An 18,259-nucleotide genomic window follows, 5' to 3' on the forward strand; every position below is an offset into this window, starting at 1 on the left:
TGCATGTGTTAGGCATGCCGCCAGCGTTCGTTCTGAGCCAGGATCAAACTCTCAAGTTTGATGTTCGAATCTGCAAAGGTGGAATATCCCTCGCAAACCCGCTCATTTTAAGGAGCCTGGCCTACACAAGAAGCAACCTTCGAAAAGGCTGCTTCCACGTTATGGAAACGTGTAAGACATGCAGGTCAGGCTTGGCTTTTTATCCTGAGCACCTTGCACCTTAAAGCTGCAAGACCCAGGGCCGCCGCCCACATGTCCCTTCATCGACAATCACAATGTCAAAGAGCTCACCGACAAGAAACAGCGGACAGTTGCCGTTCCCCGCTATTGCTATCGGGGGACATCTGTCCGTATCTGTTGGCGACCGGCTGGAGCGTGGCGTCTGGCGCCGCGCCCCGTCCGGTGAACAGGCCTCTAGGCCCCTCGGTGATTCGCGTCAACAACCTTTTTGCAATTTTGTTTCAAAAGTTGTTGGGCGCCCCGGAAATCCCCGGTTTGAAAAAGGAAAATGGGGGCGAAAGCGCGGAATTCAAGGGTTTCGAGGCCGAAAGGCAAAACCGGGACGCCTCGGGAAGCCGGTGCGCAGCGCCATCATCCGTCATTCGGACAGCCGGATTCTCGCCCAGACCATTCGCCGCCGCCCCTACTTCGCCCGTGATTCGACGGCTCGCTCCGGCCGATTATGCGCTTTTCGCGATGGCGGAGCTCCTCCTGCCCCTCCTCGCCTTTCTCAACGGCCGGCGATTCGCGCGTGCGCGCAGGGCGATTCGGGCGATCCGTTTCGAATCCGGTGAGCGTTCGGACGGCCGCGCAATGCCGCGCTCGGCGCGATTTCCTATATCTTTATACAACGCGCCGCTTCGGCTCCTCGAACGCGCGGCGTTCCTCGACATGCCTTGCGTCGTCGTGCGCCTCCGCCGACGCCCGCGAAACCGACCGCTATGACGCGATATAGTCGCGCATCGCCGCCGCTTCGGCTTCGATCCGGTCGATGCGATATTTGACGAGGTCGCCGATCGAAACGAATCCGACGAGTCGCCCGCCGTCGACGACCGGCAGGTGACGAATGCGCTTTTGCGTCATCTGCGACAGCGCCCCCATGACCGCCATGCCCGAATCGCAGGTGACGGGCGATTTGGTCATCACCTCGTCGAGACTGCGATCGAGCGCCTCGGGGCCATAGGAAGACATGAGTCGCACCAGGTCGCGCTCCGAAAATATGCCGACGATCGAATCGCCCTCCACCACGGGCACCGCGCCGATGCGGTGCTGGGCGAGCAGATCGATCACCGCGCGCACCGTATCGCCGGGCCGCGCCGAAATCACCGCGCTCACGCGTCCGTGAAGAATCGCTCCGATCGTCATAGGTGCCGCTCCCTTGTTCTCGTCCGTTGCCGGCAAAGCCTAACATGATTCGCGGCAATGCCGAAACCGGCTTCTGCCCCCCGCCCCCTGCCCCCCTTTGCCCAGTGCCTCCATTGCCGCTTGGCCTTCGCGCTCGCTTGGTTCATGGAAGGCCCATGGTCAAACACTCGCCGCTCGACGACCGCTCGACGTCGGATATCGCCTGGGCGCGCTATCGCCGCCTGATGCGCGGCATGGCGCTCGTCTCGTTCGTGGCGGTGATCATCGCGCTCGCCTGGCTGCGCTATACGCTGGGCGACCAGTTCACCATCCATATGGTCATCGCGACCGCGGCGGGGGTCGGCCTGTCGGTGATGCTCGGCGCCGCGCTGATGGGGCTCGTTTTCCTGTCGAGCGGCAGCGGCCACGACGAGGCGATCGACGATCCCTTCGCGGACGATCCGGACATGAATCATGATCGATAGGGCGGCCGACTCGCCCCCGCGCGACCCGATTTTGCGCGTCGTCCCCCGCCCCGCCGACATCAACGCCAACGGCCATATCTTCGGCGGCTGGGTGCTGAGCCAGATGGACATCGCCGGCGGCATCGTCGCGGGGCGCGAGGCGCAGGGCGCCGTCGCGACGGTCGCGATCGAGACGATGGAGTTCATCGCGCCGATCCTGCTGCGCGACATCATTTCCATCTATGCCCATATCGAACGGCGCGGCCGCACCTCGCTCGCGATTCGACTCGAAGTCGTGGCGACCCGCGACCGCGGCGAGAATGAGGTGAAGGTGACCGAGGGCGTGTTCACCTTCGTCGCGCTCGACGCGAATCACCGCCCGCGGCCGCTGCCGCCGGTCTGACGCTCACTTCACGCGAAACGTCTGAACGATCCGGTCGTTCGCCGGAACGCGGACGCGCCACACCCACGAATCGCCGCGCCGTTCCCATCCCTCGGGTTCGGGGTCGATGCGCAGAGGGATCAGCATCTCGACCTCGGCATCGAAAGGCCGCGCGTTGGTCAGCGTGACCTGCCACAGCCGGCGCGCCTTGTCGTCGGGATCGACCTGCACGAGGGTCTGCATCTGCACCGCCGGGCTCGTTCCGATATCGTAATCGACGCGTTCGTCCTTCGCCTTGTCCCCGATCTTCGCCTCGCCGACGAGCAGGCGGCGCCCGCTGACCGTCTCGAACACCGCCGCCATGCCGGCGGGCAGCGCGAAACCGAGCCCGTCCGATTCGCGATTCTGCACCCGCAGCCGCATCGTCAGCGGCACGGGGCGTCCGCCATAATATTGAGAGAGCGTCCCGGCATAAAGCTGTTCGACCGCGACCTTGTCGCTCGCGAGTAGCGCGACCTGCTTCTGCCCCTTCGCCGAAATATCGACGCGGAATGGGATGCGATAGAATTTGAGATCGCCCAAATCCTCCGGCGGCGGCGGTGGGGGTGGCGGCGGTGGGGGAGGAGGAGCGGGCGGCGGCGGCGGCGCATAGGCGCGGTCGCGGCGCCGCGCCGTGACGACCACCGCCATCGCTGCATCCTCCGCATATGCCTTTTCATATTCGATGATCGGCGGCAGGCTCCACAGCGGATGCGTGCTGGTGATATCCATCGGCCAGCATTTGAGCACCAGCGGCCCCGGCGTGCTGCGCGGGAGCGGCGGGCTGTACATCTTGTTCAGCCGCCCCGCGATGACGTTCATCTGCGCCTTGGGAAAGCTCGTCACCCCGCCGTTGGCGACGGTGATCCAGCCGGTCAGCCCCAGCGTCCTGCCGTCGGCGGCGCGGTCGGCGACATAGTTCGCCGCCCAGTCGAACCCCTCGGCCAGATAGAGGAGCTGGACGGTCACCGTCCGCGCCGCCTTGCTTTCGACCAGCACCGACAGCGTCGGCTTCGCCGACAGATCCTTCGGCACGCGGGCATAGAGCATCCGCTCGGGAAGCCCCGAACAGCCGAGCGCTTCATAGCCGTTCGCGGTCTCGACGATCACCCCGCCGTTCGGTCCGGCCTGGATCAGCGCCTCCTGCTCGACCACCTTGCCCGTCGCGCGGTTCGTGCGTCGCAGCGTCACGCTGCGCTTCAGATAAGCGTCGACCAGTCCGGCGGGGGAGAGCAGCCGGGCATCGCGGTTCTTTTCGATCACGCCATCGGGAAGCCCGCTCACCACCGCGGTTTCGGGAAGCAGCCCTTCGGCCACCCCCTCGAAGCGCAGCACCGACACGCCGGCCGGAAGCGTCACCTTGCGCGTCTCGGTAATGAAAGCAAAGCCCTGCGGCCATTTGGGATCGATCGCGCCGCCGCCGCGATTCGGCGCGCGATAGACGGTCACCGCGACATCGGCGATCTGTGCCGAGACGACCACCGGCCGCTCGGGCGCTGCCGCTTGGGCGAGCGCCGGCACCGGCACCAGCAGCGCCGCCGCGACGATCAGCAGGGGCCAGGCCCGCGCCATGCCGCCGCCCTCAATAACGCGTGTCGAACGTGGCGGTCAGTTCGGCCTTGCCGTTGGCGTTCACCGGCACCTGCCATTCGACCCGGCCGGCCGAGACGCGCTCGCTTTTCAGGCTTTCGTCGCCGATCCGCACGTCGCCATAAAGCCCGTCCTGCGCGACGAGCACGGTCACCGGCTCGGGCCGCGCGTTGCTGACGACATATTTCATCTTCGTCACCCAGCGCGAATCGCCCTTGCGGGTGCGCGACACGACGGTCGTCTGCACCTTGACGTCGAAGGCGTCGCCGGTGCGCAGCGACATTGCCGATCCCATCGGCGTATGGCCGATGCTATTTTCGCCGATGAACTGCGGATCGCCGCGTGCATCGCGCATATAGACGCGGATCGTCCCCGCCGGCAGCTGGTCGCCGAGCCCGCCCTGCTTCGAGGTCGAGAAGCGCAGCACGCTCGCGGTGCTGACGGGTTCGGTGCTGCTGCCGAGCCAGTTGTTGACATATTCATAGGTCGAGCGCGCCGGCGCGCCCTTCACGTCGAGGAAGCTCACCTGCTTCTGCTGCGCATTGGCGATCGTCGTCCGCTCGGCGAGCGGGTAGAGATAATAGTCGCCGAGCCGCTCGCGATCATTGCTCTCGGTCCCCGCCGAATCCATCGCGCCGCCGAGCTGCCGAAAACCGCCCCCGCCGCCCGGATTGCCCGCGACGAGCAAGGTGCGCGCATTGGTGAAGGTCGTGCCGGTGCTGTTGGTCAGCGTCACCCAGCCCTGAATGTCCATCGCGCCCTTCGCGGCATCGAACAGCGCGACATAATCGGCGGTCCAGCCGAGATTGGGGGTCAGATAGGAGAGACGCGCCGGAACCGTCCCCGCATCGGCGGCGTCGACGGTGACCGACAGCGTCGGACGCGCGCGCAGATTGGGCGGCAGCCGGTCGAACACCGCGCGCACCGGCAGGCCGTCGTCGCGCAGCACCTCGATCCGCTCGCCGATCTGGAGCACGATGCCGCCGTTCGCCGCGAGCACCTTCGCACGCTCGCTCCTTTCGGCGCCGGTGGCGGGGTTCGTGCGGACGAGCGTGATCGACTGGCCGACCGCCTTGTCCATCAGCTTGTCGGGGGTCAGCAGGTCGAAATCGAAATTCTGCTCGACGATGCCGAGCCCCGGACCCGACAGCGTCACCGTCTCGGGCCGGATGCGCGCCGACACATCGGGAAATTCGATGCGGTTGCGTCCGCGCGTGACGCTGAGCTGGCGATCGTCCTGCACCAGCGACTGGCCATTATTGTATATGGTGACGGCAACGTCGCCCTGCGCGTTGCCCGCGGCGGCATCCTGCGCCGCGGCGGGGCCGGCGGCGAGCGCCAGCGCCAGAAAACAAGGGACTGTCAAAGCGCGCATAAAAAGCTCCCCCGAACGGCTGTCCGGGGGAAGCTATGGCATGTTCTTCACAAAAACCAGCGCGAAATCGCGGGCTTATTCGGCCGCTTCGACCCCGGTATCGCGCGCCGCCAGCGTGCGGCGGGTGCGGCGCGGCTTGGGCGCGGGCGCTTCCGCGGCAGTATCGGCGCTGTCCGCCGCATTCGCTTCGGGGGCAGGCTCAGGGCGCCCGATCGCGGGCGGCAGCACCGCGGTGTCGATGCCGGCATTGCCCTCTTCGGCGTCGGCCGGGCGGGCGCGGCGCGGACCGCGGCGATTGGCACGCGGCGCGGGCGCCGCTTCCTCGGCCGCGGCCTCGCCGCCATCCCCGGCCTCGGCCGGCTGGGCACGATTCTCGTCGCGGTCGCGGCGGTTGTTGCCGCGCTCGCGCGGCTGGCGATTGCCGCGATTGTCGTCCTCGTCGCGGCGTTCGCCACCATTGCGATCACCGCTCTGCCGTTCGCGATTGTCGCGGCTGCTCTCGGTGCGCTCGGCGGGGACATCGGCCTCGAAGTCGCTGTCGTCATGGCCGTCGAAATCCTCGACGCCGCGAATTTCGCGATGGCGGTCGGGGCTGCGCTCCTGCCCGTTCGCCGCCGCTTTTTCTTCCTGGCGAGCGCGGAAATCGCTCAGCACGCGGAAATAATGGTCGGCGAACTGGAGATAATATTCGGTCTGGACCCGATCGCCCGAAAGCTGCGCGTCGCGCGCGAGATTGCGGTATTTCTCGATCATCTGGGCCGCATTGCCGCGCGCGCGGCTGTCGATGCGATTGGCCTGGTCGGCACCACCCCGGCCGCCCGACTGCGAGCGATTATTGTTGCTGCCGTTGTTGTTGCGGCCGCGACGGCGACCGCTCTGTCGGTTGTTCATGTTCAACTGAGACATCCTGATAAGCTAATAAGCTACGCCAACCCCTTTTGGCCGACCGCGCCATTTGCGCGTCGCGCCCGCGCTACCCGCGCGGTTCTTGCCCTTTACCGCTTGCGCCGGGCCCCACGGCCCCGCACCAGCATCGTAATTGGGAAACAGACCAGCCGGACCATCAAGGGACCCCGGTCGGGTCTGTGAGCCGCCCCTACAGCGCTTTGCGGCGGAAACCAAGAAAATAATTGTGCGGGTCGGTCAGGCGCGGGTCAGCAAAAGCGCCCTGTCGCGGCCGCCCAGATCCTGTCTGCATCGGACGGCGAATCCCGCTGCTTCGGCAAGCTCGGTTACCGATATGCGTTGTCGATGCCCGATTTCAAGGATCGCCATGCCATCCATCGTCAGGAGGCGCGGCAGATCGGGGATGATCCGGCGGTAATCGTCGAGCCCGTCGACACCGGCGAACAAGGCTTCGGCCGGCTCGTGATCGGCGACGTCGGGCATCAGCGTTTCGGTTTCGGCAATATAGGGCGGATTGCAAAGAATGAGGTCGAACGGCCCCTCCACCCCCACGCCCCAATCGCCCGGCAGGAACGACGCGCGGTCGGCGAGGCCAAGCGCTTCGGCATTGTCGCGGGCATAAGCGAGCGCATATTCCGACGCATCGACGCCAAGCCCCGTCGCATCGGAAAACTCGCTGAGCGCCGCAAGCAGCAGCGTGCCCGGGCCGGTTCCGAGATCGAGAATGCGGCGCGGCCAGCCGCCGCCCCTTTCGCGGCGGATATCGAGACAGGCCTCGATCAGCGCCTCGCTGTCAGGGCGCGGAATCAGCACGCCGGGGCCGACCTCGACGCGAATCGTCCAGAAATCGCGATAGCCGACGATATAGGCGATCGGCTCGTTCGCCATGCGCCGTTCGATCAGCGCCGCGAAACCCGCGGGCTCACCGAACCGCGACGGATCGAGCAAGAGCGCCTGCCGCTCGACTCCAAGCGCGTGCGCCATCAGCAGTTCGGCATCGAGGCGCGATGTATCGGACACCGCCGCGAGCCGCGCCGCGGCCTTGCGAAGGACATCGGCTATCGCGCCCATCTCAAATTCCGTTCGTGTCGAGCGAAGTCGAGACACCCATCGGAATCACACCAAACCAAGACGCATTTCGACTTCGCTCGATGCGAACGGCGTTTTTCCGGTCAGTCACCCAGCCCCGCCAGCCGCTGCGCCTGATCCTCGGCGATCAGCGCGTCGATCAGTTCGTCCATCTGCCCTTCCAATATCTCGGGCAGGCGGTGGAGGGTCAGGTTGATGCGATGATCGGTCACGCGCCCTTGCGGGAAATTATAGGTGCGGATGCGTTCGGAGCGGTCGCCCGACCCGACCATCGACTTGCGCGCCGACGCCTCGGCGCTGTGAATCTTCTCGCGCTCGAGGTCATAGAGCCGCGCGCGCAGCACCTGCATCGCCTTGGCGCGGTTCTTGTGCTGGCTGCGCTGGTCCTGCTGGATCACGACGAGCCCGGTCGGGATATGGGTGATGCGGATCGCCGAATCGGTGGTGTTGACGTGCTGCCCGCCCGCCCCCGACGCGCGATAGATATCGATCTTGAGGTCGCCGTCATTGATCGCGACATCGACTTCCTCGGCCTCGGGCAGCACCGCGACGGTCGCGGCGCTGGTGTGGATGCGCCCGCCGCTTTCGGTGACGGGGACGCGCTGGACGCGGTGGACGCCGCTTTCGAATTTGAGCTTGGCGAACACGCCCTGCCCCGCGACGCTCGCGACGACTTCCTTATAGCCACCGACCTCGGCCTCGTTCGCCGAGATGACCTCGACCTTCCAGCCCTGCGCGTCGGCATAGCGGCTGTACATGCGGAGCAGGTCGCCCGCGAACAGCGCCGCCTCGTCGCCGCCGGTCCCGGCGCGGATTTCGAGCATCGCGGCGCGCTCGTCGGCGACGTCCTTCGGGAGCAGCCTGATCGCAAGATCGTGCTCGGCGGCGGGCAAGGCGCCCTCGACCGCAAGCAGTTCCTCGGCCGCCATCGCCTTCATTTCGGGGTCGGCGAGCATCTCGGTGAGCGACACGAGTTCGCCGCGCAACCGCGTCACTTCCCCGGCGGCTTTCGCGACGGGTTCGAGCTCGGCGAACTCCTTCGACGCCGCGACGAAATCGGCGGGCGCCATGTCGCCCGTCGCCATCCGCGCCTGCAAGGCGGCGTGGCGTTCGATGATGGCATCGATCTGTTTTTCGGAAACCGAGGTCATGCGAGATGTTTAGGAATGAGCGGGAAATCAGCACCCGATTCCAGAGTGTTGTTATCCTTTGGACCGAAATATTTATAGTCTTCCGCGATTTGCTTCGCCAATCGATACATGGTGAATCCGCGCATCTCATTATCAGCGGCTCTCAAACGGACATTCCCTATCGCCCGGTCATCCAAAACATGAGCGTTCAAGATAAGCATAACCTTCGGATCGAGCTTTCTCGCCTTTTCAAAGCGCTTATTTTCTGAGCCTGAATAAATAAGCTCCACCGAGAAGCCTTCTCGACGTTCGTCAGACTCTGGATTCGTCGCCCGCAATGCGGATGCGAATTTCATGGCTTGCGGGATAAGTTTGTTGTCTTCCACGACGATTGCCACGTCGAGGCTATTGCTGATTCCTTCCCGCAGCAGCATCGCTAGCCGCTCGATCCCCGCCGCCCAGCCGACCGCCGGGGTCGGCGGACCGCCCAGAGTCTCGATCAGCCCGTCGTAACGCCCGCCGCCGAGCACCGTGCCCTGCGCGCCGAGCCGGTCGGTGACGAACTCGAACGCGGTATGGCGATAATAGTCGAGCCCGCGCACCAGCCGCGCGTTGCGCTCCCACGCGACGCCCGCCGCGTCGAGCCCGGCGGTCACCGCGCCGAAGAAATCCTGCGCCTCGCTCGTCAGATAGGCATCGATGTCGGGCGCGCTGTCGGCGACCGGGCGGTCCTGCACATCCTTGCTGTCGAGGATGCGCAGCGGATTCTTGTCGAGCCGCGCGAGGCTATCCTCGCTGAGGCTCGCGCGATGGCCCATGAAATGTTCGACCAGCGCCGAACGCCATGCCTCGCGGCTGTCCGCGTCGCCGAGCGTGTTGAGCGTCAAGGTCACGCCCTCGGCGACGCCCAGATCCTTCAGAAGCTGGTCGGCGAAGATCAGCAGTTCGGCGTCGGCGAGCGGGCTGTCGCTGCCGATGATTTCGGCGTCGAGCTGGTGGAACTGGCGATAGCGGCCCTTCTGCGGCCGTTCGTAGCGGAACAGCGGGCCGTGCGTCGCCACCTTGAGGGGCGCGAACTGCTGCCAGCCATTGGTGATGTAGGCGCGCGCGATCCCCGCGGTGAATTCGGGCCGCAGCGTGATCGATTCGCCGCCGCGATCCTCGAAGCTATACATTTCCTTCGACACGACGTCGGTCGTTTCGCCCAGCGAGCGCGCAAACACCGCAGTCGGCTCGATCACCGGCACCTCGACCCGCTTGAAGCCATAGAGGCGGCGCACCCGGTCGAACGCATCGACGACATGGCCGAAGCGGTCGGCGAAATCGCCGAGCATATCCTGGGTGCCGCGCACCGGCTGCGGCGTCGGGATTTTGGCGGATTTGTCCTTGCTCATGGCCGCGGCGTCTAGTCGATTTTGCATATTGCGCAAAGCCCCCTCTCCCCTTGCGGGAGAGGGATGCGAAGACTTGGCAGCTTGCTGCCTAGTCGAAGCTGGGTGAGGGGTTGCGAGCCACTGGCTCGCGCGGTCGCTGAGCGACCGCAACCCCTCATCCAACTGCGCCTAGGCGCTTCGCGCCAAGGCTGCGTATCCTTCTCCCGCAAGGGGAGAAGGTTGTAGAAAAGAGCTTTTCCCGGCAGAGAGCCATCATGCAAAAGACACGCTTGATCGCAGCCGCCCTCATCGCTCTCACCACCCCTGCACACGCAGAGGACGGCAACAGCCGTCCGCAGCCGGTGGTCCAGCCGCACGTCATCCCGCTGCCCGCCGACAAGCCCTGGCCGGGGACGATGCTGCTCCGGGTCGATGCCACCGACTTCATGCGCGGCATCTTCCACGTCCGGCAGACGATCCCGGTCGCCAAATCGGGCAAGCTCACCCTGCTCTATCCGCAATGGCTTCCCGGCAAGCACGCCCCGCGCGGCGCGATCGCCGAGATCGCGGGCTTCAAGGCGAGCGCTGGCGGCAAGTTGCTGGGCTGGACGCGCCAGCCGACCGATGTCTATGCTTTCGACATCGACGTGCCCGCGGGCGCGAAGAGCATCGACGTCGCCTTCGATTTCCTGTCGCCGACGCGGACGAGCGAAGGCCGCGTCGTCGTCACCCCGGCGATGATGAATCTGCAATGGGAGCAGGTGAGCCTTTATCCCGCGGGCATTTTCACCCGCGACATTCCGGTGCAGCTCGACGTGACGCTGCCCGACGGCTGGACCGGCGCGGCGGCGCTCGACGGGCTCAAGGTTTCGGGCAACCGCTACAGCTATGCACCGACCAGCTATGAGACGCTGGTCGATAGTCCGATGTTCGCAGGCCGCTATTACCGCAAATGGGATCTGGGGCAGAATGTCACGCTGAACGTCGTCGCCGACGAGGCCCAATATCTGGAGGCCAAGCCCGACCAGATCGCGCGCCACGCCGCGCTGGTGGCGGAGGCGGTGGCGCTGTTCGGCACCCGTCATTTCGACCGCTACGAATTTCTGCTCGCGCTGACCGACGAACTCGGCGGCATCGGGCTCGAACATCATCGCAGCAGCGAGAACAGCAGCAGCCCCGAATATTTCACCAAATGGGACGAGGGCGAGACGCTGCGCGGACTGCTGCCGCACGAGTTCACCCATAGCTGGAACGGCAAATACCGCCGCCCCGCCAAGCTCTGGACCCCCGATTTCCGCACCCCGATGCAGGGCAATCTCCTCTGGGTCTATGAAGGGCAGACGAGCTTCTGGGACCTCGTCCTCGCGGGCCGCTCGGGGATGCAGTCGAAGGACATGATCCTGTCCGAATGGGCGACCAACGCCGCTTACTACAGCATCCAGCCGGGCCGCGACTGGCGTTCGGTCGAGGATACGACGCTCGACCCCGTCATCGCGGCGCGCAAGCCCCGCCCCTTCCCCAGCGCGACGCGCACCGAGGATTATTACAACGAAGGCTCGCTGATGTGGCTGGAGGCGGACATGATCATCCGCCAGGCGACGAACGACCGGAAAAGCCTCGACGATTTCGCGCGGAGCTTTTTCGGCGGCAAGGCCGGCGACTGGGGCGAGGTCACCTATGATTTCGACGACGTCGTCGCGGCGCTGAACGCCGTCCACCCCTATGACTGGGCGAAATTCCTGCACGAGCATATGCAGCTTCCTGGCCAGCCCGCGCCGGTGGCGGGGATCGAGCGCGCGGGATACCGGCTCGTCTGGCGCGACACACCGAACGCCTATGACCGCGGCCGCATGGCCCGCGCGAAAAATTACGACCTCACCCATTCGCTCGGCATGGTGATCGACAAGGACGGCGTCGCGGGCAGCATCCTGTGGGATGGCCCCGCCTTTCGCGCCGACATCGTGGGCGGCACGAAGATCGTCGCGGTTGACGGCGTCGCCTATGCCAAGGACCGCATGGAGGCCGCGATCCGCGCCGCCGCCGACGGCAAGACCCCGGTGAGCCTGCTCGTCGAGCGCGGCGGGCGCTACCGCACGGTCGACATCGACTATCATGGCGGGCTGCGCTGGCCGCACCTCGAAAAGGCCGGCGCCGGACCCGACTGGTTCGACCGCCTGCTGGCGTCGAAGCGGGCGCTCTGACGTGAAGATACGCCCTCCCCTGAAGGGGAGGGCAGCGAGACTTGGCAGCTTGCTGCCTAGTCGCAGCGGGTGGGGGCCAGCGGCCTTGCGCCGCGCCGCAAGCCCCCACCAACCCCTCCCCTGAAGGGGAGGGGCTTAATAGCCTCGACTTTCCGCGCCATCCGGCGCTAAAGGCGCGCGCGATTCCAAAAATACAAAAGGACATCTCCCATGCGCATCGACCTGATCCCCGCGGGCGACAGCCCGCCCGACAGCCTGAACGTGCTGATCGAAGTGCCGATCGGCGGCGAGCCGGTGAAATATGAGTTCGACAAGGCGTCGGGCGCGCTGTTCGTCGACCGCTTCCTCCACACCCCGATGCGCTATCCCGCCAATTACGGCTTCATCCCGCACACGCTGGGCGACGACGGCGACCCGCTCGACGCGCTGGTCGTCGCGCGCACCTCGGTGGTCGCGGGCGCGGTGGTCAAGTGCCGCCCGATCGGCGTGCTCAAGATGGAGGATAATGCCGGCGGCGACGAAAAATTGCTCTGCGTCCCCGTCAGCGCGACCTTTCCCTATTACGACAAGGTCCGGACCTACAAGGACATGCCCGAAATCGTGCTCCAGCAGATCGAGCATTTCTTTGCCCACTACAAGGATCTCGAACCCGGCAAATGGGTCAAGCTCGGCGGCTGGGGCGACGTCGACGAAGCGAAGCAGATCATCCTCGACGGGATCGAGCGCGCCAAGGCGCACAGCGTTTAGCGCTCCTTCAGCCGTCATTGCGAGCGAAGCAATCCAGAGCGGTTTACGCGGGCTCTGGATTGCTTCGCTTCGCTCGCAATGACGAATCTCAGGAATTCGGCGACTCGCCCCGCTCCACCGGCTCGACCAGCCGCACATCCTGCCGCGGATAGGGGATGCGGATCCCCGCCGCCTTGAAGCGCTCCCATATCCCCAGGAACACCTCGCCCTGGATATTGCCGAGCCCCGATTCGGGGTCCGAAATCCAGTAGCGCAGCTCATGCTCGACCGCGCGTTCGCCGAAGGCGGTGATCCACACCACCGGTTCGGGATCGGCGAGGATGCGCGGATTGGCCTTCGCGACCTCGACGATGATCGCCTGCGCCGCGCGCAGATCGCATTCATAGGCGACGGGAATGCGCATCCGTACCCGCACGTCGCGGCTCGAATAGCTCCAGTTCTCGACCGGCTGGGTCATCAGCAGTTCGTTCGGGATCAGATGCTTCTTGCCGTCGCGGGTGACGATATTGACCGCCCGCACGCCGATCTTCGCGACCCGCCCGACATTGGGCACCCCGCCGGGCAGCGGCCCGCTGCCCATCGAGGCGGCGTCGCCGACGACGATCACGTCGCCCGGCTGGATCGAGCGGTCCATCAGCAGGATGATCCCCGCGATCAGATTACCGACCGTCTTCTGAAGGCCGAAGCCGATCGCGAGCCCCGCCGCGCCCGAAAAGACCGCGAGCGTCGTCAGGTCGATGCCGAGCAGGTCGATGCCGAGCAGCAGCGCGAAGGAAAAGAGCGCGATCGCGATCAGCTTCTCGGTGAGCAGCCGCTGCGCCTGGTCAATCTGGGTGTTGCGGCGCAGCAGCCATTTGATCGCGCGCATCACGAGCTTGACCCCGATCCACAGCAGCACCGCGACGATGATCGCCGAGACCAGCCCATAGAGCGACAGGCGATAGGAGCCGACGTCGAGCCCGATCGCCTGCATCGCCTCGACGACGCGGCCGATGCTGTCGCGCAGGCTTTCCGTCGCGCTCATAGCGCCGCGAAGCCGCGTTCGAGGTCGGCGATCAGGTCGGCGGGATCTTCGAGCCCGATCGACAGGCGGACGAGCGCGTCGGGGTCGGTCCAGCGCGTCGCGGTGCGGATCGTCTGCGGATCGCCCGGCACGGCCAGGCTTTCATAGCCGCCCCAGCTGAAACCGATGCCGAAATGCGCGAGCGCGTCGATGAAGCGCGCGCGCGCCGCGTCGTCGGCGCCCTTCAGCGTGAAGCCGAACAGGCCGCTGGCCCCCGCAAAGTCGCGCGACCACAGAGCGTGGCCCGGATCGCCCGGCAGCGCCGGATGCAGCACGCGCCCCACCTCGGCGCGGCCGGAAAGCCACCTGGCGACCGCAAGACCATTCTCGCCGTGCCGCGCCAGCCGCACGTCGAGGGTCCTGAAGCCGCGCAGCACCAGCGCGCAATCGTCGGGCGAGACCGCATGGCCGAGCTGATAGGTCGCATGGCGCAGCTTCGGCCACACCGCTTTCGTGGCGGTCAGGCTGCCCATCATCGCGTCGCTGTGTCCGCCGACATATTTGGTGAGGCTCATCATCGTCACGTCGACGCCGTGCGCGAGCGCGGGGAAGAGCAAGGGCGTCGCCCAGGTGTTGTCGAGCATCGTCAACACGCCCCGCTCGCGCGCGATGGCGGTGATCGCGGGAATATCCTGCATCTCGAAGGTCAGGCTGCCCGGCGATTCGAGGAAGATCAGCTTCGTTTCGGGCTCGATCAGATCGGCGATGCCGCCGCCGACCAGCGGATCGTAGAAACTCGTCCGCACCCCCATCCGCGCGAGCATACCGGTGCAGAAAGCGCGCGTCGGCTCATAGGCGCTGTCGACCATCAGCAGATGGTCGCCGGGCGACAGCAGCGCGAGCAGCCCCGCCGAAATCGCCGCGACTCCCGAGGGGTAGAGCAGAGTGCCCTCGGCCCCCGGCTCCATTCCGGTCAAGGCATCGGCGAGCGCCCAAACCGTCGGCGTCCCGCGCCGGCCGTAATAGAGCTTGTCGTGCGTCGCATGGCCCCGCGCCTTGAGGTCGGCGATATTGTCGTAAAGGATCGTCGAGGCACGCCACACCGGCGGATTGACGACCCCGCCGCCGAGCCGCGGATCGCCGGTCCATTCGGGCCGCCGCCCGCCCTGCACCAGTTTCGTCGCGGGGCGGAGGCTGTCATCGTCGCTCTTGCTCATCCCCGCTTGTTAGCGGAGCGCGGCGCAAAATCCAGTGGGCGGCGTCCTCCCGCCCGCGCAGCGGGCCCGCAAAATCTCACACAAAGACACAAAGAGGGCCGTTCATGCGCGCGAGCTTCGTGCATGAACGGCCCTCTCTGTGTCTTTGTGTGAGACCAAAAACGCGACGCCGCGCCTTAAAGAAAATCTCACGCAAAGGCACAAAGGCGCAAAGGAAAGCCCCTCTCCTTCGCGCCTTTGCGTGAGATTGAAATGGCGCTGCGCGCGAGGGCCGGAACCGCCCGCACGCCCCGATCCGCTCAGGCCGCGCCGGTCGCCTTCGGCGTTGCCGGGTCGGCGCCCCATTCGGTCCAGCTCCCGTCATAAACCGCGACATCCTCCTTGCCGAGAAGATGCGCGCCAAAGGCGACGACGGTCGCGGTCATGCCGCTGCCGCAAGTGGTGATCAGCGGCTTGTCGAGATCGACGGCCGCCGCGTCGAACGCGGCCTTGAGCTCATCGCCGCGCTTCCAGGTGCCGTCGGCGTTGAACAGGCTGGCGTGCGGCAGGCTGACCGAACCCGGAATATGGCCGGGGGCCATGCCGGGACGCGGGTCGCGCTCTTCGCCGGTGAAGCGTGCCGCGGGACGCGCGTCGACGACCTGCTCGCCGCCGCTCGCGATATTTTCGAGCATCTGCTCCTTGGTGCGGACCGCCTTCGCGTCGCGCCACACGGTGAAGTGGCGGTGGCGGAGCGACTGCTTGCCCATTTCGAGCGGACGCCCCTCGGCCTTCCATTTGGCGAGCCCGCCGTCGAGCAGCGCGACGTCGTGCGCGCCGAACAGCTTGAGCAACCACCAGGCGCGCGCCGCGCTCTTCAGCGGGCTGTCGTCGTAGATGACGATGCGGCTGCCGTCGCCGAGCCCCAGCGACTGCATGCGGCTCGCGAATTTCTCGGCGGTCGGCGCCATATTCTCGATAGTGCTGTTCGTGTCGGCCAGTTCGGCCAGGTCCATGAACACCGCGCCGGGGATGTGCCCCGCCTCATATTCCGCGCGCGCGTCGCGATCGGTTCCGGTCATGAATTTCGTCGCATCGACCACCCGCAGGTCCGATGCCCCCAGTTCGCGTTCCAGCCAGTCGGTTGAGACCAAGGCGTCCATGTCATGCTCCTGTTGCGACCGTGCGGGGACCTTCTTGCCTGTCCCTCGCCGCGATCAGTCCTGCGTCGCTCTCTTCTTTCCGGGGACGGCAAGCCTATGCCCCGGCGTGCCCTTTTTCAAGCACGGTCGCGGTCTGCCCCAGTCCATGCTGCGCTGCAACAGAAAAACCTATTGAATGCGCCGGATCGCCGTCGATCGCGCGCCCGGCCGGTTGACGACCAGATTGGGGTGGTCGAGCGGCAGCGGCGCGAGCTTCTCGCTTCCGCTCGCGCCCTGTTCGCGGCCGAGCACGAAGCTGCCGGCATTCTGCCCGAAGGCGTCACCCTCGCCGTCCCAATGATAGGTGACGTCGAAGACGAGCACCGGGATCAGCATCGGCTTGCCGCCGATCATCAGCGGCTCGACCGCGGCGCGCGGCAGCATGACCTCGGTCGCGACCTGCTCGCCCGCCCCCGGCGCCAGCGCCATATCGTCGCGCAGCACGCTGCCCCCCGCACCGTCGAAGAAACGCGCGAGAACCGGCTCGGTCATCGCCGACCCCTGGTTGAGCGCGATGCGGATCATCAGGCCGGCCGCCGCGATCGGACCTTCATTCTTCAGGCCCAGCGTAAAGGCGACGATGAGTTGCTCGCTCGTCATGCGGATGCCGCGAATATCGAGCGTCATCGCCACCTGCGCCCGCCGTTCGGCCGTCGGGCGCGTCACCAGCGGCGACGGGACGGATTGAACCGGTGGTGCCGCGGGCTGCGGGCGCGGAGCGGGCGGTGCCACGGGCGCGGCGCGGCGCGGCGCGGGAACGGACTCGGCGGCACGCGGCAGGGGTGGCGGCGGTTCGGACTCGCCGGGCGCATCGCCCGCCAATGCCGGACGGCGACGCCAGTACCAGATGCCCGCGCCAACCGCGACGAGGCCGGCAAGCAGCCACGCCCACAGCGGCGGATTGCCATCGCCGCCGGTCGCCGGAGCCGCGCCATCGCCGGGCGACGCGTCCGCCACCGGCGCGGTCGGATCGACCGAGAAGCCGGGCGTCGCGGGCGACGGCGCTTCCACGGCGGGCGCCGCCGAATCGGGAGCCGCCGCCACGGGTGCGGCGGAGACGGGCGCGCTGGTCGCGGGTTCGGGTGTGGCGCGCGGCACGCTCGCGGCCGCGGGCGGCGTATCGCGGCGTGCGGTCGGCGCGGAGGCGGATGGAGCGGGCGTCGGCGCCGGCCGGGTCGGAACCACCGTCGGCGTCGTGGTGCGCGACGTGGGAGCAGGCGCCGGCGCCGGAGTCGGCGGGCCGCGCCGTTCCCCCGGAGCGAGCGGCGGCAGGCCGTTGTCGGACGGTCCCTGCACGCCCGATGTCCGTCCGTCGTCGGCGGGCGGCAGGCGGAACGTCGAGGTGGGCGCGGGCGTCGGCGAAGGCGCGGGCGTCGGCTGCTCGGTCTGCGCGGCCGCGGGCGGAAACCCGCCCGCCACCAGCGAAGCCGCTAGCGCCGCCAGCGACAGGCGCGCCGCTCTTTCTCCTCGCCCGAGTCTCCGCACCGTCATTTTTGAATCCGCAATCCCGTCATAACCGTCTCATGGCGCCGCTGAATCGGCGCTGAACCCCGACCCGCCGCCTTTCGCCGGTGATCCGGGATGACAGGGGCCGCGCTGCGCACTAGACGGTTTCCATGTCCGATTCCAGCCATCCGCGCCTCGCGCCCAAACATCTCGGCCAATCGAGCGAACTGCCTGCCTCGCCCGAGGCCGCGACGCTCGACTATGTCCCCAATCCGCGCCTAGGCGACCTCTATCTCGTCCGTTTCGCGGCGCCCGAATTCACCTCGCTCTGCCCGGTGACCGGCCAGCCCGATTTCGCGCATCTCGTCATCGACTATGCGCCGGGCGAAACGATCGTCGAGTCGAAGAGCCTCAAGCTGTTTCTAAGCTCGTTCCGCAATCACGCCGGCTTTCACGAGGATTGCACCGTCGGCATCGGCCGCCGCCTGTTCGACGAGATGCGGCCTCAATGGCTGCGCATCGGCGGCTATTGGTATCCGCGCGGCGGCATTCCGATCGACGTATTCTGGCAATCGGGCCCGCCGCCCGCAGGCCTGTGGCTCCCCGATCAGGGCGTCGCCCCCTATCGCGGGCGCGGGTAATTGTTTTTTCGACTGACGTCGGAAGCGGCCCCGGCCCTGTCCCCCTCCCGGCCTCCCCAACGATAGGAAAAAAGTGGGGCGCGGGGGGGGGGGGGGGCCGGGGCGCGGCGTTGACCAAAACGGAAAAAAAA

The 18,259-nt window shown here is 66.7% G+C and carries 16 protein-coding genes; 5 read left to right on the forward strand and 11 right to left on the reverse strand.

The genetic code is table 11. The features are described 5' to 3' along the window. Nucleotides 1-939: 939 nt before the first annotated feature. Complete coding sequence (locus OJI97_RS00680; protein WP_297659860.1) at nucleotides 940-1,365, reverse strand: CBS domain-containing protein; 426 nt, start codon at nucleotides 1,363-1,365, stop codon at nucleotides 940-942. Between the two features lie 155 nt (nucleotides 1,366-1,520). Between OJI97_RS00680 and OJI97_RS00685 the strand changes: the two genes are divergently transcribed. Both OJI97_RS00685 and OJI97_RS00690 read left to right on the forward strand, forming a co-directional pair. Further along, complete coding sequence (locus tag OJI97_RS00685; RefSeq protein ID WP_297659863.1) at nucleotides 1,521-1,829, forward strand: hypothetical protein; 309 nt, start codon at nucleotides 1,521-1,523, stop codon at nucleotides 1,827-1,829. After that, on the forward strand, nucleotides 1,819-2,211 hold the full coding sequence (locus OJI97_RS00690; RefSeq protein ID WP_297659865.1) for an acyl-CoA thioesterase: 393 nt from the start codon (nucleotides 1,819-1,821) through the stop codon (nucleotides 2,209-2,211). The genes OJI97_RS00685 and OJI97_RS00690 overlap by 11 nt, the downstream gene beginning before the upstream one ends. 3 nt (nucleotides 2,212-2,214) lie before the next feature. Here the strand turns inward: OJI97_RS00690 and OJI97_RS00695 are convergent, their stop codons facing one another. From OJI97_RS00695 to hisS, 6 genes are all read right to left on the reverse strand, one after another. After that, a complete protein-coding gene (locus OJI97_RS00695) occupies nucleotides 2,215-3,801 on the reverse strand; it encodes a hypothetical protein (RefSeq protein WP_297659868.1) in 1,587 nt (528 codons plus the stop codon). Nucleotides 3,802-3,811: 10 nt separating this feature from the next. Continuing rightward, a complete protein-coding gene (locus OJI97_RS00700) occupies nucleotides 3,812-5,194 on the reverse strand; it encodes a DUF4139 domain-containing protein (protein WP_297659871.1) in 1,383 nt (460 codons plus the stop codon). Nucleotides 5,195-5,269: 75 nt separating this feature from the next. After that, complete coding sequence (locus OJI97_RS00705) at nucleotides 5,270-6,085, reverse strand: DUF4167 domain-containing protein (RefSeq protein ID WP_297659873.1); 816 nt, start codon at nucleotides 6,083-6,085, stop codon at nucleotides 5,270-5,272. A 252-nt stretch (nucleotides 6,086-6,337) separates the two neighbouring features. Beyond that, the gene (gene prmC / locus OJI97_RS00710; RefSeq protein ID WP_297659875.1) at nucleotides 6,338-7,171 is read right to left on the reverse strand and encodes a peptide chain release factor N(5)-glutamine methyltransferase; all 834 of its coding nucleotides are present in this window, start codon (nucleotides 7,169-7,171) and stop codon (nucleotides 6,338-6,340) included. 101 nt (nucleotides 7,172-7,272) lie between these two features. Continuing rightward, on the reverse strand, nucleotides 7,273-8,340 hold the full coding sequence (prfA, locus tag OJI97_RS00715; RefSeq protein WP_297659877.1) for a peptide chain release factor 1: 1,068 nt from the start codon (nucleotides 8,338-8,340) through the stop codon (nucleotides 7,273-7,275). After that, nucleotides 8,337-9,713, reverse strand: coding sequence for a histidine--tRNA ligase (hisS, locus tag OJI97_RS00720; RefSeq protein WP_297659878.1), 1,377 nt, complete (start codon nucleotides 9,711-9,713; stop codon nucleotides 8,337-8,339). Before hisS ends, prfA begins: the two co-directional genes overlap by 4 nt. 269 nt (nucleotides 9,714-9,982) lie before the next feature. Here hisS and OJI97_RS00725 point away from each other — a divergent pair, with 269 nt between their 5' ends. Both OJI97_RS00725 and ppa read left to right on the forward strand, forming a co-directional pair. After that, nucleotides 9,983-11,893 carry a peptidase M61 gene (locus OJI97_RS00725; RefSeq protein WP_297659880.1) on the forward strand — a complete coding sequence of 637 codons (1,911 nt, stop codon included), beginning with the start codon at nucleotides 9,983-9,985 and terminating at the stop codon, nucleotides 11,891-11,893. A gap of 210 nt (nucleotides 11,894-12,103) precedes the next feature. After that, entirely contained in the window at nucleotides 12,104-12,640 is a 537-nt protein-coding gene (ppa, locus tag OJI97_RS00730; protein ID WP_297659883.1) for an inorganic diphosphatase, read from the forward strand. Nucleotides 12,641-12,728: 88 nt separating this feature from the next. On the opposite strand, the gene OJI97_RS00735 is transcribed toward ppa, so the two are convergent. The 4 genes from OJI97_RS00735 to OJI97_RS00750 all read right to left on the reverse strand — a co-directional run bounded on the left by OJI97_RS00735 (nucleotide 12,729) and on the right by OJI97_RS00750 (nucleotide 17,532). Further along, nucleotides 12,729-13,664 carry a mechanosensitive ion channel domain-containing protein gene (locus OJI97_RS00735; protein WP_297659886.1) on the reverse strand — a complete coding sequence of 312 codons (936 nt, stop codon included), beginning with the start codon at nucleotides 13,662-13,664 and terminating at the stop codon, nucleotides 12,729-12,731. After that, complete coding sequence (metC, locus tag OJI97_RS00740) at nucleotides 13,661-14,860, reverse strand: cystathionine beta-lyase (RefSeq protein WP_297659889.1); 1,200 nt, start codon at nucleotides 14,858-14,860, stop codon at nucleotides 13,661-13,663. The genes OJI97_RS00735 and metC overlap by 4 nt, the downstream gene beginning before the upstream one ends. Before the next feature lie 299 nt (nucleotides 14,861-15,159). Next, nucleotides 15,160-16,002 carry a 3-mercaptopyruvate sulfurtransferase gene (gene sseA, locus OJI97_RS00745; protein ID WP_297659892.1) on the reverse strand — a complete coding sequence of 281 codons (843 nt, stop codon included), beginning with the start codon at nucleotides 16,000-16,002 and terminating at the stop codon, nucleotides 15,160-15,162. 168 nt (nucleotides 16,003-16,170) lie between these two features. Continuing rightward, on the reverse strand, nucleotides 16,171-17,532 hold the full coding sequence (locus tag OJI97_RS00750; protein WP_297659894.1) for a hypothetical protein: 1,362 nt from the start codon (nucleotides 17,530-17,532) through the stop codon (nucleotides 16,171-16,173). Between the two features lie 125 nt (nucleotides 17,533-17,657). Here OJI97_RS00750 and queF point away from each other — a divergent pair, with 125 nt between their 5' ends. Beyond that, entirely contained in the window at nucleotides 17,658-18,128 is a 471-nt protein-coding gene (gene queF, locus OJI97_RS00755) for a preQ(1) synthase (protein WP_297659897.1), read from the forward strand. Nucleotides 18,129-18,259: the final 131 nt, after the last annotated feature.

The organism is Sphingopyxis sp., from assembly GCF_025869345.1.
Classification (GTDB): Bacteria; Pseudomonadota; Alphaproteobacteria; order Sphingomonadales; family Sphingomonadaceae; genus Sphingopyxis.

Excerpts from the sequence above, each read along its gene's own strand:
- OJI97_RS00680 (WP_297659860.1), bottom strand. The coding sequence starts at position 1,365 with ATGACGATCGGAGCGATTCTTCACGGACGCGTGAGCGCGGTGATTTCG.
- OJI97_RS00685 (WP_297659863.1), top strand. The coding sequence starts at position 1,521 with ATGGTCAAACACTCGCCGCTCGACGACCGCTCGACGTCGGATATCGCC.
- OJI97_RS00690 (WP_297659865.1), top strand. The coding sequence starts at position 1,819 with ATGATCGATAGGGCGGCCGACTCGCCCCCGCGCGACCCGATTTTGCGC.
- OJI97_RS00695 (WP_297659868.1), bottom strand. The coding sequence starts at position 3,801 with ATGGCGCGGGCCTGGCCCCTGCTGATCGTCGCGGCGGCGCTGCTGGTG.
- OJI97_RS00700 (WP_297659871.1), bottom strand. The coding sequence starts at position 5,194 with ATGCGCGCTTTGACAGTCCCTTGTTTTCTGGCGCTGGCGCTCGCCGCC.
- OJI97_RS00705 (WP_297659873.1), bottom strand. The coding sequence starts at position 6,085 with ATGAACAACCGACAGAGCGGTCGCCGTCGCGGCCGCAACAACAACGGC.
- prmC (WP_297659875.1), bottom strand. The coding sequence starts at position 7,171 with ATGGGCGCGATAGCCGATGTCCTTCGCAAGGCCGCGGCGCGGCTCGCG.
- prfA (WP_297659877.1), bottom strand. The coding sequence starts at position 8,340 with ATGACCTCGGTTTCCGAAAAACAGATCGATGCCATCATCGAACGCCAC.
- hisS (WP_297659878.1), bottom strand. The coding sequence starts at position 9,713 with ATGAGCAAGGACAAATCCGCCAAAATCCCGACGCCGCAGCCGGTGCGC.
- ppa (WP_297659883.1), top strand. The coding sequence starts at position 12,104 with ATGCGCATCGACCTGATCCCCGCGGGCGACAGCCCGCCCGACAGCCTG.
- OJI97_RS00735 (WP_297659886.1), bottom strand. The coding sequence starts at position 13,664 with ATGAGCGCGACGGAAAGCCTGCGCGACAGCATCGGCCGCGTCGTCGAG.
- metC (WP_297659889.1), bottom strand. The coding sequence starts at position 14,860 with ATGAGCAAGAGCGACGATGACAGCCTCCGCCCCGCGACGAAACTGGTG.
- sseA (WP_297659892.1), bottom strand. The coding sequence starts at position 16,002 with ATGGACGCCTTGGTCTCAACCGACTGGCTGGAACGCGAACTGGGGGCA.
- OJI97_RS00750 (WP_297659894.1), bottom strand. The coding sequence starts at position 17,532 with ATGACGGTGCGGAGACTCGGGCGAGGAGAAAGAGCGGCGCGCCTGTCG.
- queF (WP_297659897.1), top strand. The coding sequence starts at position 17,658 with ATGTCCGATTCCAGCCATCCGCGCCTCGCGCCCAAACATCTCGGCCAA.